Annotated in this window: 9 protein-coding genes; 7 read left to right on the top strand and 2 right to left on the bottom strand. The window is 34.7% G+C overall.

All coding sequences use genetic code 11. The features are described from left to right. The first annotated feature begins 67 nt into the window (after nt 1-67). From IPK14_16275 to glnE, 3 genes are read left to right on the top strand one after another with little or no spacing between them, the layout of a single operon-like run. On the top strand, nt 68-313 hold the full coding sequence (locus tag IPK14_16275) for a hypothetical protein (GenBank protein MBK7994876.1): 246 nt from the start codon (nt 68-70) through the stop codon (nt 311-313). Between the two features lie 47 nt (nt 314-360). Next, the gene (locus IPK14_16270) at nt 361-1,125 is read left to right on the top strand and encodes a YIP1 family protein (GenBank protein ID MBK7994875.1); all 765 of its coding nucleotides are present in this window, start codon (nt 361-363) and stop codon (nt 1,123-1,125) included. A 34-nt stretch (nt 1,126-1,159) separates the two neighbouring features. Further along, nucleotides 1,160-4,099 carry a bifunctional [glutamate--ammonia ligase]-adenylyl-L-tyrosine phosphorylase/[glutamate--ammonia-ligase] adenylyltransferase gene (gene glnE / locus IPK14_16265; protein ID MBK7994874.1) on the top strand — a complete coding sequence of 980 codons (2,940 nt, stop codon included), beginning with the start codon at nt 1,160-1,162 and terminating at the stop codon, nt 4,097-4,099. A 29-nt stretch (nt 4,100-4,128) separates the two neighbouring features. On the opposite strand, the gene IPK14_16260 is transcribed toward glnE, so the two are convergent. Further along, a complete protein-coding gene (locus tag IPK14_16260) occupies nt 4,129-7,362 on the bottom strand; it encodes a TonB-dependent receptor (protein MBK7994873.1) in 3,234 nt (1,077 codons plus the stop codon). Nucleotides 7,363-7,788: 426 nt separating this feature from the next. Here IPK14_16260 and IPK14_16255 point away from each other — a divergent pair, with 426 nt between their 5' ends. Continuing rightward, on the top strand, nt 7,789-9,540 hold the full coding sequence (locus IPK14_16255) for an amidohydrolase family protein (protein ID MBK7994872.1): 1,752 nt from the start codon (nt 7,789-7,791) through the stop codon (nt 9,538-9,540). Nucleotides 9,541-9,890: 350 nt separating this feature from the next. Further along, the gene (locus IPK14_16250) at nt 9,891-13,223 is read left to right on the top strand and encodes an SBBP repeat-containing protein (protein MBK7994871.1); all 3,333 of its coding nucleotides are present in this window, start codon (nt 9,891-9,893) and stop codon (nt 13,221-13,223) included. An 18-nt stretch (nt 13,224-13,241) separates the two neighbouring features. On the opposite strand, the gene IPK14_16245 is transcribed toward IPK14_16250, so the two are convergent. Beyond that, nucleotides 13,242-13,811, bottom strand: a complete 570-nt coding sequence (locus IPK14_16245) for a hypothetical protein (protein ID MBK7994870.1) — start codon at nt 13,809-13,811, stop codon at nt 13,242-13,244. A 300-nt stretch (nt 13,812-14,111) separates the two neighbouring features. Here IPK14_16245 and IPK14_16240 point away from each other — a divergent pair, with 300 nt between their 5' ends. After that, the gene (locus IPK14_16240) at nt 14,112-15,266 is read left to right on the top strand and encodes a M48 family metalloprotease (protein ID MBK7994869.1); all 1,155 of its coding nucleotides are present in this window, start codon (nt 14,112-14,114) and stop codon (nt 15,264-15,266) included. Nucleotides 15,267-15,344: 78 nt separating this feature from the next. After that, complete coding sequence (gene rsmI / locus IPK14_16235) at nt 15,345-16,184, top strand: 16S rRNA (cytidine(1402)-2'-O)-methyltransferase (GenBank protein ID MBK7994868.1); 840 nt, start codon at nt 15,345-15,347, stop codon at nt 16,182-16,184. Nucleotides 16,185-16,264: the final 80 nt, after the last annotated feature.

Below are 16,264 nucleotides of genomic sequence, written 5' to 3'. Positions count from 1 at the left end.
AAGGTTAAAAGCTAAAACCATTGAGCTAAGCTTTATTACTGCTAAAATTGGCAAAAGATATGAAGAATTGATGCAACAAATTGGCGATCAAATCGGTTATAAATTGCAATATCGCTTAACAATTGACCAAAATAAATTACAACAAATGGTAAAAGATCTAATTGCTAGTTACTCTAGTTTAGGAGTTGTAGAGCCTGGTGTTAATTTAGCTAAGCAAGAAATTACCATTAAACTTAATCTACAAATAACTAATTTGCTAAAGCTTAAAGAACCATTTTTTGAGCAAACACGTTGGCAATTGCTGGTCAAATAAGCAATTTTGATAAACCTCTCGCCAATCCTAAAAAATGAGGAGCTTTTATGTCTGAAGAACAAACAGAAGTAAAACAAGAAATTACTCCACCTACAGCAAAACTTGGGCCAATTGAACGCATTATTGGCACTCTTATATCCCCTAGTGAAACATTTAAGGATATAGGTTTAGTCCCTGGTGTAATCGTCCCTGTAGTTTTATCTATAATTATTTCTTTAGGTAGTACAGCAATTATCTTGTACAAGCTTAATGTTAAATGGGAAGCACTTTATGAAAAAGTTTTCTCTGAACAATTAGAAAAACAAGGTAAAAGTTATAAGGATCTTCCACCTGATCAAAAAGAGCAATTTGACACACAAATCAAAACTGCTGCAAAGGCTGCACCCTATCTTAGCTATATTAGCCCAATGGTTTCTTCTATAGCAGTTCCTATGATTTTGGCATTAATTTTTTATGGTGGTGTAACATTGATGGGGGGACAAACACAATATAAAAAGGTTTTTTCCCTTGTTGCACATATTTTTTGTACTGTAACATTAGCTATCCAACTAAGCTTAAACGTGTTGATTGTGTTTATTAAAGACCCTTCAAGCTTTGATCTTACCAAAGGCACGCTAATTACTACTAACCCAGGAATGTTACTTCCAGCAGGTTCTAACAAAGCTTTAGTTGCGGCACTAACACAATTGGATATTTTCACTATTTGGGCATTAATTTTACTAACAATAGGGCTTCCTGCTATCTCTAAAAATCTTTCTAGAGGTTTTGCCACTGCCATAGTTTTTGGTTTATGGGAGTTTATGCAGCAGTAGCAATATTACTAAAAATCTTATTTAGTTAACCACTATGCTTAAATTGTCTTTAGATCTTGAACAATTTATTGACACGCTACCAGACTCAAATAGCGTTCGTGTTTTTATAGAACGCCTTTTTGAAGAACACCCAACAGTAGCTACTAGATATCTTAGCAATCAAGATCTAATGGCAAATTTATGTACTTTAGCTAGTTATAGCAATTTGCTTTCTGAAAGCTTACTTCAACGACCAGAATATATTTCCTGGTTAGCAAGAGAAAAAGATAAAGATTTAACAAAACTAAAAGACAAAGAAGCTTTATTAGAAGACTTGGCGCGGTTTGTAGCAATTAATTCAACCTTAAGTGAACCTGCACGTTTAGCAAGATTTAAGCGACGTGAGCTTTTAAGAATTTACCTAAGAGATTGTCTAAAACTAGCAACGCTTTCTGAAGTCACAGCAGAATTATCTAATTTAGCTGATAGTGTTTTGAGTAGAACACTACAAGTTTGTTATCAACCTTTGTTAAGCCGTTATGGTCGTCCACAAATTCTTGATGAGCGGGGCCGTTTTGTTGCGGCTGAGTTTGCAATTATTGGACTAGGAAAATTAGGCAGTTTTGAGCTTAATTATTCATCAGACATAGATTTAATATTCATTTATTCATCGGATGGAGAAACTGCTGGAACTAAAGAAACAGTTTCTAACAAATATTTTTTTACCAAACTGGCAGAATCCATAGTTAAAACAATTAGCTCTTCGCTAGTAGGAGAAGGGGCAGTTTTTCGTATTGACCTTCGGTTGCGGCCTAGAGGTCGAGAAGGTGATTTAGTTGTTTCACTAGCTGAAATGCTTCGCTATTACAGAAAAGAAGCTCAAAATTGGGAACGTCAAGCCCTAATTCGTGCGCGTGCTTGTGCTGGAGATGAAACTTTAGTAGAAAAATTATTATCAGAACTAAAAGACCAAATTTACAAGCCTGAGCCATTAATTGAAGCCTTAAAATCTGTACAACAAACCAAAGAAAAGATTGATCGGGATGTAGCAAAACGTTCTGGTGGCTATAATGTTAAGCTTGGCAAAGGTGGAATTAGGGAAATTGAATTTATTATTCAAGCCTTGCAGATTTGTTATGGTGGAAAAGATTCTTGGTTACGCGCCCCACAAACTTTAATTGGTCTACAAAGACTAGCAGATAAAAATTTAATTAGCGACTATGAACATACACAACTAGCCCAAGCTTACACATTTTTACGAACGGTTGAACACCGCTTGCAAATGGAACATGGGCTACAAACTCATAGCCTTCCAACTAGTGAAGAAAAATTACTTTTGCTTGCTCATCGTTGTGGTTTTGAAAATTACCCTGCTTTTGATCAAGTCTTACAAAATCATTGTCAAAATGTACAAAGTATTTACCAAAGGGTTTTTGGTCAAACACAAATAAAAGAAACTAATAAGTTTAGCTCATTAGACCCAGCCGTATTAAACATTTCTAGTAGGACTCAAAAAAACCTAATTGTACCTATTGCTAATTTAGAAGAACTATTTCAAGAAACTATTTTAGAGCTAGCATCTAAAATATCTTTATCCCAAACAGCAATAGCTGAAGCCATTGCTGAAGGGCTAAATTTATCAATAAATTCTGCAAGAGCTTTACGCCGCTTAAAAGATTTTGCTCTTTCTGCATCAACAGAAACAAGTAAATCTTTAGAATTTCTTACAAAAGAACAACTTCAAAAGCTAACCGTCATTAGTGGTAATAGTCAATATTTAATTCAACTACTAATTTCCCAACCTTATTTAATTAATTCACTAGGTCAAGAATTAATTGATCCTATATCTATAACAAGAGAAAGCATTTACCAAAATCTTTCATCTTCACTAGCTAATTTATCACTAGATGAAGCTATGATTAAATTTCGGATTTGCTGGCACCAAGAAATTATTAAACTAGGTTGCTATGATGTATTAAAACCTATAACTAATTTTAATAAAGCTCTACAAGAATTAAGGCAAATAAATTTAGTTCAAACCTCACTAGCTGAAGTTTGTTTAGAACTTGCTACAAACCTGGCTCTTAGCAACTTGTTAGAACGCTATACACCAACGCAAAACCCTATAACTTACAGTATTTTAGGCCTAGGTCGGCTTGGACATTGTGGAATAGATTATCATTCGGACTTGGACATTGTTTTTATTTATTCTGATTCTACAGGTGAAGCAGTAGAAGAAATTTGTAATCGAGAATTCTTTTCTAAGCTAGTAGAGCTTATTATTCAAATTCTTTCCACATTAAAGCGTGAAGGCACTCTTTACCGTGTAGATTTAAGGTTGCGTCCTGATGGCAAAAATGGACTTTTAGCAACAAGCTTTGAAAATTTACAAAATTATTTACAAGAACGTGCTGCGGTTTGGGAATTAATGGCTTATCTAAAGGCTCATGCTGTAGTTGGACAAACAGAATTCTGTAAACAAGTAGAATCTCAAGTTCCAGAAATAATTTTTTCAAAAAATGAAAATTACCTTACCAATTTAGCAACAGAAATCGACGACATCCGAAAGCGTTTAGAAACACAAAAAGGGCGTGAAATTGACTTTAAGTTTGGTGCTGGTGGAATGTTGGATGTTTATTTTGTAACACGTTACCTACAGCTAAAACACAAAATAGCAGATCCAGAAACGCGCGGAACTCTAGCATTAATTACACATTTAGCTGAAAAAAATTTATTAACTTCAGAACAAAAACAAATACTTAGTCAAGGTTATGGATTTTTAAGACTTCTTGATCATCAACTACGCTTGCAACTTGAACGCCCACAAACATTTCTGCCTCATAATGCTAGTCAAAGGATGGAAATCGCTAAACAGCTTAGTTATCAAGATGAGGCTAACTTTAATAACGATTATCAGCAACATCTATCATTAATTCGGCAAGTTTATCAGGAAAATTATTGCTTAAGAGGTTTTAAAGTAATTTTGAGAACCTAAGATAAGTGTCTTAGGTTCTCAAGCTTAAACTAGAAGGTAAAGCGAACACCTAATTGTAATTGGCGTTTTGCTGCGGCTGAAGTAAAGCCAAGAGGTTGAGTAGGTGATTTAGTATTATCGCCTCTTGCGTCAAAAGTTGTAAGTCTAGTTGTTCCAATAATGTTATTGATACCTGCAAAGTTAGTGCGGTTAAAAAGATTGAAGGCTTCAAAAGTTAATTCAAAATAAACACTTTCTCTAACATTAATACGGCGTGCAAGTCTAGCATCAAAACTATAAAACTCTTCACCTCGGCCTGTATTGCGCCCTACTGAGCCTGGTCTATCAGATTGAGAACGACCGTCTCCATTAGCATCAAAGCCAAGTAATAGATTAAATGGACGACCTGAACCAGCCGTAAATATAGGAGCAAATTGGAAATCTTTGAGCAATTTTGCAGTTAAAGAAGTTCCTTTAACTGGGCTAGAAAAAATACCACTAATAACAGCGCGATGACGTTGATCAAAAGAAGATAATGCACGATCAGCAGATAAGTTAAGTGGATTTTGTGCCGCAAAATCACTATTAAAATCTGTTACTTCATCTATTGATTTTGAAAATGTATAGTGAGCATTTAAGCTAAAATTGTTAACAAAGCGACGTTGTACAGCAATTGTAAAGGCATTGTAAAAAGATTTAGCTGTAGATTCATATACATTATCTTGAAAACGTAAGGGATTGCGAAAATCACTAGTTAAGCCTGCTGCAACTTGTGTTGGGGTTGGAAAACGAATAAAAGTAGCTTGTCCAGTGATTGGATTAACTGGGCCTGTAGCCTTAAACTGATTTATGTCTCGTGGACGTGTAATATTTTGTCCTCGAGTAAATAAATAGCTAAGTTCAAGTGAAAATCCTTTTCCTAGGTTTCTTTCAATACCAAAACTTGCTTGATAAGTAGTTGGTGTTCTGTAATTTGGCCCAAGTCGAAAACGGACTTCTAAAGGACGGCCCGGGCCCGGACTAATTCCAAATGGAGCTAGATCGGCTGCTGTAATAGGTCTTACGCCTAAAATCCCACGTGCTAATAAACTTTGGTAAACTGCAAATGAAGAAGGAAGCCCTAAAGCACCCGAAGTTGCAGTAGCCAAAACAATATTAATTTCTGTAGGATCTCCAAAACCTGCTAGTTCTGAAGTTACATTAGCTATTGAATAAATAACTGCTCCGTTAAAAATTCCTGCTCCGGCTCGAATGATAGTTTTACCATCAGAAAATGGATCCCAGGAAAATCCAACTCTTGGTTGAATATCATTTTTATCTGTTGGAATATTAAGTGCTTGATCATCTATTGAATAACGCAAACCATAGTTTAAGGTAAAATTCGGTCTAATTTTCCAAGTGTCTTGACCATAAAAAGCATAGCGAAAGACATTACCTCCGTCTGATGGGTCGCCAAAACCTTGTTGATAAACTATTGGTAAATTTAAGTTAAAAGCTTGTAGTGCATTAATTGGAGTTGCTAGGCTTGGAAGTAAGGCAGGGTTATTTGCTGTAAGAAATCCACTTATAGCATTAAGCACATTTGGCCCTAATTGTGGATTAGCAGCAATAATATTCGCTAATGGAATATTTGCACCAAAATTAAAGCGTCCGCCTCCAAAAGTTTCGTTAAAAGCGTCTACTGATGTAGCTAGCATTGAACCGCCAAACTTAAATGTATGATTACCTTTAACTATTGAAAGATTGTCTACAATATCATAGTGGCGTTCATAGGTTTTTGAAGGAAGAAAAATATCTCTCCCAAAGTTACCAAAACCTTCAATATTAATTTCAGGGCCTATTTGCTCATTTGGTACTACTTCAAAGCGAAAATAGGTATATTGTAACTTTAACTCATTAACAATAGATGGGCTAAAAAGATGATTTTCTGATAAAGAAATATTTCCATTAAAACTATCTAGTTTTCTACCTCTAGAAACTGCTGTAAGTGCGCCACTTGCTTGGTTTTCAAAAACAGAATCATTTAAGTTGACCCGTAAATAACCACTATCGTTACTACTGAAAGTTCGGTCAACTCTTGCTGAAAAATTAGTTTGATTTGATTCAAAAGGAAACTGTCCGCTAGCATTGCGGAAAAGACTTACTGTTCTTGGGTAAAGTGTTGATGTAGTAGTAAGAGCATTTCGTAAGCCTGTTGAAACCGCACTAAAAAAACTTCCATCAAGAAAATTAAATAATGCTGTTTGTGATGGGGTAATATTAAAAATATTAGGATCATTGAGAAGATTTACAAAAGTAGTTTGATCTTCCTCAAACCTTTCAAAAGCTCCAAAAAAGAAAGTATTACCTTTTACTAAAGGCCCGCCTAATGAACCTCCATATTGCTTACGATTAAAAGGAGATTTATCCCCAGGCGCAAAGTCAAAAACATTACGTGCATCTAATGTCTCATCTCGAAAATATCCAAAAGCACCGCCATGAAAGTTATTTGTACCCGATTTTGAAACAATGCTAATTATGCCTCCAGCAGCACCGCCAAACTCTGCACTATAGCTATTACGCAGAACTTGAAATTCTTGAACTGCTTCTTGGCTAACGGTTGGTAATACAGCACCGCTAGTAGTATTTGTTTCCGAACCATCAACCGCTACATAATTTCCACGACCATTATTACCTCCAAATGAAAGTCCAGATTGTGGTGTTTGTGCTACGCGAAAATCTGAAGCATCAGCAATATTATCTGAGTCTATAACACCTGGTGTAAGCTGTGCATAATCAATATAATTACGTCGTCCAATTGGAAGATTAGTAATTTGTCTAGCATCAATCACTGTAGATTGTTGAGTTCTATCTGTTTCTATAACAGCATTATTGCCTTCAACAACAATAATTTCTTCAACATTAGAACCAGCACTTAACTTAAAAAGAAGACTAGATTGCGCACCTACAGTAAGAACAATTGTTTGTGTACTTTCTGCAAAACCCTCTACAGCTTCAACAGTAACATCATAAGTGCTTGGTAAAATGGCTAAAAAAATAAAGTTGCCATTAGCATCTGTTGTTGTATTTCGAGTTGTATCTTTGGTTGTGTCTTTAAGAACTACACTAGCACCAGCAATTACAGCACCTGTTGAATCTGTAACTTGTCCACGCAGTTCAGCCGTGGAGCTAGAAGCTTGTCCAAAAGCAACAGAAGTACAGGCTAATAAAAAACATAAAAGAAAAGAAATCTTTGTTAGTTGAAACAAAGAAGTTAACTTTAGAAAAGAAATTAATTTTAACAATGTACACCCTCCTTATTAGAAATTATTTACACTAAGTATAATTCATTGAAAACATAAGATTTATTGGGCTATAAAATAAATTAGCACAAGCAAATATACCAGTTATTTAAGACCAAAAATTAATCTTAATTTCTTCTAAAAAATAATTAAGCTTTAAATATTTATAGAATTTTTGTGAGGACAAAAATAAATTGTAAGTATTTAATTTTAGAATCTTTGTAGGGACAAAATTTACTGTATCTTATGATAATTTTAGTAAAAGCGTCAAGCAACTACACTAGAGTTTTTTTCTAGTATAATTATTAGGTTAAATATTTCTGGTAATTACATTTCTAAGGATTAAAAGATTCTAGTTGCTAACTTTTTTATTTCCTGTGCTAATATAAACGCCACTCATAACCCAGCTAAAATTTGGAGGATTTTGGAATGCTTGATTTATTAATTAAAGGCGGCAAAGTCATTGATGGTTCAGGAAAAGAACCCTTTACTGCTGATATTGGTGTTAAAGATGGAAAGATTGTTTCTGTTGGAAAAATAACTGATACAGCAACAGAAATAGTTAATGCTGATGGAGCAATAATTACACCTGGTTTTGTTGATATTCATACACATTATGATGGGCAAGTTTCTTGGGATGAAACATTTAGCCCAAGTATTTATCACGGTGTTACTACTTTAGTAATGGGTAATTGTGGTGTAGGATTTGCGCCTGTTCAAAAGGGTGCAGAAGACCGCCTTATTTCTTTAATGGAAGGTGTAGAAGATATTCCAGGTTCAGCCTTAGCTGAAGGGATCAAATGGGGTTGGACAAGTTTTGCTGAATATATGCAAACCATAGAAGCAATTCCACATTCAATTGATTTTTTAACACAAGTTCCACATGACGCTTTAAGAGTTTTTGTTATGGGTGAGCGAGCAGAAAATCAAGAATCAGCTACAGAAAAAGACGTTGAGCAAATGAAACAACTTCTTCATGAAGCTTTATTGGCTGGAGCAGCGGGTTTTTCTACAGGACGCACAGACCTGCACCGAACAGCAGACGGAAAAGCTACCCCAGCATCAGAAGCTACACTTCAAGAACTTATTGGACTAGGGCAAGCTTTCCAAGGAATAAATCATGGTGTGGTGCAATTTGTCTCTGACTATAATTCTCCAATTACAGATGGAAGTTTTAATACAGAAATAGACCTACTTAAACAAACAGCTAAAGCAGCACATAAACCTCTTTCGGTTTCTTGGACACAACATAGCCAACATCCTAATCAATGGAAAGACGTTGCTGCTTATGCAGAAAAAGTTAATGCTGAAGGCATGACAATGCGCCTTCAATCTGGAGTTCGTGCCATTGGCGTTATTACTGGACTTGATACAACACTTCATCCTTTTATAGGTTTTCCAAGTTATATAGAGGTGGCCCATTTACCTTTAGCTGAACGTGCGGCACGACTTCGCCAGCCAGAAATTAAACAACGCATTTTGTCAGAAAAATCTAATAAACTTGCTGGTGATGGCAGTCCTGTCCCACCAATTGTAGATATAATAATTGATACAATTGACACTATTTCTGCTCGGATGTTTCCATTAACAGATGAACTTGATTATGAACCTGGAATAGAAAAATCTTTTGCTGCAATGGCAAAAATAAAAGGTATCCGTCCTATGGAAGCCCTTTATGATTATCTATGCCAAGGTAATGGAGATAACTTAGTTTATTTTCCTTTCCATAATTATCATAGTGGCTCGCTAGATACAGTTTATGAAATGCTAAATCATCCATTAGCACTAGTTAGTTTAAGCGATGGTGGCGCACATGTTGGAACAATTTGTGATGCTAGTTTCCCTACTTCAATGATGACTTTTTGGACTAGAGATCGTCAACGTGGCCCCAAAATACCTTTAATTCAAGCTGTAGAAATGCTTTCCTCCCGAAATGCTCGTTATTTTGGCTTGTCTGACCGAGGCTTATTAAAAGAAGGTCTTAAAGCAGATATCAATGTTATTGATTATGAAAACTTAAAGCTAAAACGTCCAAATTTAGTGCGTGATTTACCTGCTGGCGGCAAACGCTTTGTTCAACATGCTGATGGATATATCGCTACTTTTGTATCTGGTGTTGCAGTAACTAAAGAAGGTCTAGTCACATCTGCAAGACCTGGTAAATTAGTTAGAGCTAAATAACTCAAATAATCTAGGTTTTACACTAGCACCCAAACTAGATTGGATAGGTGATAAAGCTGCAAAGTAGACCGAGAAAAGAAAAAAGATTTAATAAGGAAAAAGTGAATAATCCCACTACTTGCAGTGGGGTTTTTCACTTACATATTCCCCGCTTTACAAAATATTTTTCTGCTTTTGCCTTAAACCCATTTTTTATTGCTCTTTAGTTGACCAGAAATTGCTGAAGAAAATTTAGACATTTGTTTAATAGGTGTAAAATACGGCAGTAACTCAAATACAGATAAGGTAATCTTTGTTATAATGCTTTATTTTTTATTGCCTTCCTACTTGCTTAAAGGAGAATTAGCTAGATGCAATCGCGCTATTTATTTTACTTATCATCAGTGTGTTTAACTATTTTATTTGTAATTACTTACCTATTTCTTTATCCTAATATAAATAACCTTTTACCAAGCAAAATTGATAATAAAAAATCCTTTAACAATGTTCAACCATCATTATTGCAAAACTACTCTAAACTGCCTTTAAGCTTTGAAGTAAATTTTGGACAAACAGATTCTCAAGTAAAATTTTTTTCCCGTGGAAAAGGCTATAACCTACTTCTTACAGAAAAAGAAACTTTATTAACTCTAAAAAATGATAAACAAAAAATTCCTACAACGGTAAAAATGCAGTTTGTTGGCAGTAATCCCAAACCTAAACTTGAGGCAATAGGCGAGCGTGCTGGAAAAATAAACTATTTTATAGGTAATGACAAAAAAAATTGGCATACTAATTTATCAGAATATAATAAGGTAAAATACGAGTCCATTTATCCTGGTATTGATGCAATTTATTATGGAAACCAACAACAACTAGAATATGACTTAGTAGTTAGCCCTGGTGCTAGTCCCAAAGAAATTACAATTCAACTTGATGTTGATAGCCCTAACACTGCTTTAAGTATTGACACGGATGGCAATTTAATTATTCCAACTAGTTCAGGAAATCTTTATAAACATAAACCTATTATTTATCAAGAAATTGACGGGACTAAAGAATTTATTGCAGGTAGTTATCAGCTAAAAGGAAATAATATTTTTGGTTTTGAAGTTGCCGATTATGACTTAACTAAACCACTAGTAATTGACCCTGTGTTTATTTACTCTACTTACTTTGGTGGTACAGATAGAGATCGGGGTTTTGGTATTACAGTTGACAAAGACAACAATGTCTATCTTACAGGTGAAACACTTTCAATAAGTTTTCCTCTTAAAAATCCTTTTCAAAATAAAGGTGGTGGCACATCAATAGATATATTTATCACTAAATTAAATTCTACAGCTACAGAAATTTTATACTCTACTTATGTAGTAGGTAATGATATTGATAGTGGTTTTGCTATTGCAGTTGACCCACAAGGAAACGCTTATGTAACTGGGGAAACCTATTCAACTAATTTTCCTGTTGTTAATGCTGTTCAATCTACAGGCGGTGGTGGAGTTAATATAGACGCATTTGTTGTTAAACTAAATCCTACAGGTAACGAGTTACTATATTCTACTTATTTGGGAGGAACTTTAGTAGAGCGTGCATTTAGCATTAAACTAAATGCTGCTGGTAATGTATATATCGCTGGGGAAACTACTTCTCTTGATCTACCTGTTAAAAATGCTTTTCAAACTCAAAAGTCAGCTTCTTTTGATGCTTTTGTTGCTCGTTTAAGTGTTGATGGAAGTAGCTTAGATTTTTGTACTTACTTAGGTGGTAACGATCTAGATAAATGTCATGATATGACACTTGATTCTGACAGTAATGTTTATATGGTTGGTGAAACTGTTTCATCAAATTTCCCAACAAAAAATGCTGGTCAAGCTGAAGGTGGTGGAATTAATAATATCGATATTTTTATTACTAAACTAAATCCAACAGGCTCAATAATTTTCTCTACTTATTTGGGCCCATTAGACCTAGATCGTGCCTTTGGTATTGCTGTAGATTCACAAAAAAATATTTACATTACAGGCATGACTAATTCTGTTAATTTTCCAACAGTTAACCCTGCCCAAACAACTAAAGGCGGGGCTATAGATGCTTATGTAATGAAGCTAGATCCAACAGCTAAAACCATTCTTTACTGCACTTATATTGGTGGCAGTAAAGACGAGGTAGGCTTTAGTGTTGCTGTTGACCAAAACAATAATATTTATGTTTATGGCGAAACCATGTCTTTAACAGATTTTCCTATGCAACGTCCTTTACAAAACAGTAGCACAGGAGGATTTTTTGATGCTTTTTTAGCCAAATACGATAGTAATGGTGCTTTAGTCTTTTCTACATATTTAGGTGGTAATAATCCAGATCGCGCTGGTCAAATGGTTATAGATTCTCTAGGGGATGTCTACTTAATAGGCCATACTCCTTCACTAGATTTTCCTGTAGCAAATGCTTTACAACCAGATAAGGGCGGAGATGATGATATTTTTTTAGTAAAAGTTAGTGATCCAGCTATTACTTGTCCACAAGTTTCTTTTCTTCCTAGTAGCTTAACTGACGCATTGGTTAACACTTTTTATAACCAAACCATTAGTATTGCCAACAATACAACAACTTATACATTTTCTATTACTTCTGGCAAATTACCAACTGGATTGACGTTTAACACAAATGGACTACTTTTTGGTACACCAACAGAAACAGGTACTTTTAACCTAGTAGTTACTGCTATTGATCCTAATGGTTGTGTTAGTAATCAATTATTTAACTTAGTAGTTAGACAAGTTTCTGGTGATTTTACACTTAATGTTAATCCTACTTTGCAAAGCATTGTTGCTGGTAGTAGTACAAGTTTTAATGTTGAAGTTCAAGCATCCAGTAATTTCTCACAACCTATTACAATTGCGGCTACAAGTAATAATTCTACAATTTCCATTAGCCCTGTATCTGTAACAATTAACCCTGGCAATCGAATTACATTTACAGTAAATACTTCAAATAATACGCCTCTATCACAATATCCTATTACTTTTACTGGTACAGTAGGAAGTTTAGTACGTAGTCAAATGGCTATATTAGAAGTAACTTCTAACGCTCCAGACTTTACACTTTCATTAACTCCTAGCACAACAACTTTAATGGCTGGTGCTTCAGCAGATTTTACAGCTAGAGTATTACCTATTCGTGGTTTTGCTGAACCTGTAATGCTTCAAACTTCTATTAGTCCTAGCACAAATGATCTAACTATTTCTCCTCAAACAGCAGTTGCAAGCCCTAATAGCAATACTACATTTAACCTTAAAGCTTCTAATATTGCTTCTGGTAATTTTACTCTAACAATTACTGCTACATCAGGCCAAATTGTACGTACTGCAACAACAAATTTTAATGTTTTGCTACCAGACTTTCAGATTAGCTTTAACCCTTCACAAATAAATATTACACGTGGTCAATCTGGTCAATTTAATGTCAATATAACTCGTAGCGGCGGTTTTACAGGTAATGTAACAGTTAATCCTGATGCAACACTGCTAAAAGCATTAAAAATAAAAGTTATGCAGCCGTCACAAACAACTAGTGCTGCTAGTGTTAGCTTTAACTTTAAGGTAAAAAATAAAGCTCCACTAGGTCGCCAACAGTTAAGCTTTACTGGTAGAGATGAGCTAGGAAATGTGCGAACAGGTATACTTACCTTAGTAATTCAGTAATTAACTACTAATTAGCCACTATTTTTGCTTGGTATTTATCTGTAGCATAATTCCTAAAACACTTAGCAATATTATTAAAATTAAGCCTAATAAGCCTAATATTTGGTCTAAAAGCTTAATTCCAGTCCATTGTAGATAATGGATTTTATAAAGAAAATCAATAAACTTAGTATCTTTACCTGTTTGTTGTAAACTTAACCTATTCCAATCTAAAGATATAGTTATATTCGTATTAGTCACTATTGCCTGTTTGTTAATACTTAAGATTTGACCATAGCGATTTGGATTTAAGGAAAAAGCATCTGTAACCAAAGTTTTTATTTCATTTTCTGTTGGTGTTTGTTTTGGTAATAAAGTAATTGGATCTAAATGTTGCCAACCTTCAAAGGTTTTTACCAATAAGTGAGTACCTAAGATAGTTTTAAGATATCTAACTTCTAGCCAAATGGGTTTGGGACTAATATTTATCGGCTCATCTGAATCTATTGGGTAAGTTTTTATTGCTAATAACTCATATGCCTCTTGATAACCCGGTTTAAGAAAAAATATAAACCCAGTGATTGCCCATCCAAATAAGGGTAAGAGCATTGCTATTCCTATTATCCTATGTATTTTTCTAATCTTCATATAGCTAGTAATTATCCTGTTTATAAGATATTTAATTTGTTAGGATTATCAATCAAAATTCTACTTAACAGTATTTTTCTTAAAAAAATCCGTAAACTTGCCGAAAAAAATCAACCTTTCTTATCTGTTTTTAATCCAAGATGTTGTACAATATTGGCTAATAACGCAAAGATATAATCAGACCTAGTAAATTAATAAAGTTTTTATAATCTAGGAGTTTTTATGAGCAAGTATTACAAAGTTTCCCTACTCGCTGTTATTATGTTATTTCTCTGTTCTGCTGTGCCTACTTATGCAGATAACAAAGACAATGATAAAGATAAAAAAAATGCTACTACTAGCAAATCTAAGCTAGAAGCTAATAAAGATCCAGAAAAAGTTGGTAAACGTGACATCAATAAACGCCAAATCAATTTCTACTCAATAGAAAAAGAAATTGCTGTAGGCCAAGGTTTAGCAGCAGAAGCCGAACGCCAACTTAAATTTATAGATGATCCAATAGTCACAGAATATATAAACCGAGTAGGACAAAATATTGCTCTTAACTCTGATGCTAAAGTACCTTTTACAATTAAAGTTGTTGACTCTGAAGAAATAAATGCTTTTGCTTTACCAGGCGGTTTCTTTTTTGTTAACAAAGGCTTAATCCTAGCCGCAGATTCAGAATCTGAAATTGTTGGTGTGATGGCACATGAGATTGCTCACGTAGCCGCCCGTCATGGTACAGAACAAGTATCTAAAGGACAATTAATTAACTTTGGTTCTATTCCTTTGATTTTCCTAGGTGGCCCAATTGGAATTGCTGCTCGTTCTGCTGCTAATTTGGCTATTCCCTTAACATTTCTTAAGTTTAGCCGTAATGCTGAAACTGAGGCTGATGTTTTAGGTGCGCAATATGCTTGGGCAAGCGGTTATGACCCAATGGGAATGATAACAGTATTTGAAAAACTAGCTAAAAAAGATAGTAAAGGTGCTTCTGTGTTTAGCTCTCATCCAGCAACAGGAGATCGCGCAACAAATCTTCGTCAATTAATTACTTTATTCCCACAAAAAGATGAATATGTTGTTAATACTTCTGATTTTAATCGAGTAAAATCAAGACTTTTAGCAATTTCTGGTGGTAGCCGTCAAGGTGGTATAAACAACGGTGATCCTACTTCTGGTGGTGGTGATAGCCGACCAACCTTAAAACGCCGTCGTGATGACAATGGAAATATTGGTGATACAAATTCTGATGATAACACTTCAGATCCACAAGGTCGGCCAACCTTAAAACGTCGTGATGATGGTGGTGGTAGTAGTGTAGATTCAGATAACAATAATCAATCTAGCTCTCCATCAGGCCGGCCAACCTTAAAACGTAGTACTTCTAATAGTGGTGATGATGGAAGTTCTAGTAGTGATGATAATAACTAATTTTATCTAAAAATTTTTTTCAAAATAAAAAAGTGAGCTTGCAAGCTCACTTTTTTATTTTTACCAACTTTATTACTTATGCCAGGAACCCTTTATTTAGTATCAACTCCTATAGGAAATTTAGAAGACATTACCCTAAGAGCATTAAAAATCTTAAAAAGCGTTTCTTTAATCGCTTGTGAAGATACTCGCCAAACCAGCAAACTGCTTCACCATTACCAAATTAACTGTCCAACAATTAGTTATCATGAACATAATGAACAAGAACGTAGTCAATATTTATTAAGCAAACTAAGCTTAGGTGAATCAATTGCGTTAGTAAGCGATGCTGGAACACCTGTAATTTCTGACCCAGGTTTTGTTTTAGTTCAAAAAGCTATTGAAGCTCAAATCTCTGTTGTATCAATCCCTGGTGCTTCAGCCATTTTACCTGCTCTAATCGGCTCAGGTCTTCCAAGTCATGAATTTCTTTTTATAGGTTTTCTTCCTTCTAAACAAGCTCAAAGACGCAAAAAACTAGAAGAAATAAAATCATTGCCTTATACAGTCGTTTGTTATGAATCACCTCATAGAATTTCGCTAACTCTAATAGATGCCCAAGAAATCCTTAGGATAAGAAAAACAGTTATTGCTAGAGAGTTAACTAAGTTACATGAAGAGTTTTTGCGAGGAACCTTATCAGACTTAAGTACCTGTATACTAGAACATCCTCTTAAAGGTGAATTAGTTTTAGTAATAGCTCCTGCCGATCCGACAACAGAAATACCTAATTTAGATAAAAGCTTAAGCCAAATGATAGAAGATCAAATGATAAATAATAATTTAGATAAAATGGCAGCGTTAAAAGCCGTAGCGCGAAGCTTAGGAATAAGCAAAAGTGAGGCTTACCGACGCTTACAAATGGAGGAAAAAAAATAGCTTGCTAAAAAGAAAAAAGCTTAATGAAAATTCACTAAGCTTTTTTAGATGTCCTTTTGTAGGACAGGGGGCATGTTTTT

It is taken from the genome of Blastocatellia bacterium (genome assembly GCA_016713405.1).
In the GTDB taxonomy this organism is placed as follows: Bacteria; Acidobacteriota; Blastocatellia; order Chloracidobacteriales; family JADJPF01; genus JADJPF01.
The sequence above is the reverse complement of the archived record's forward strand: the minus strand, read 5'-3'. Positions and strand labels throughout refer to the sequence as shown.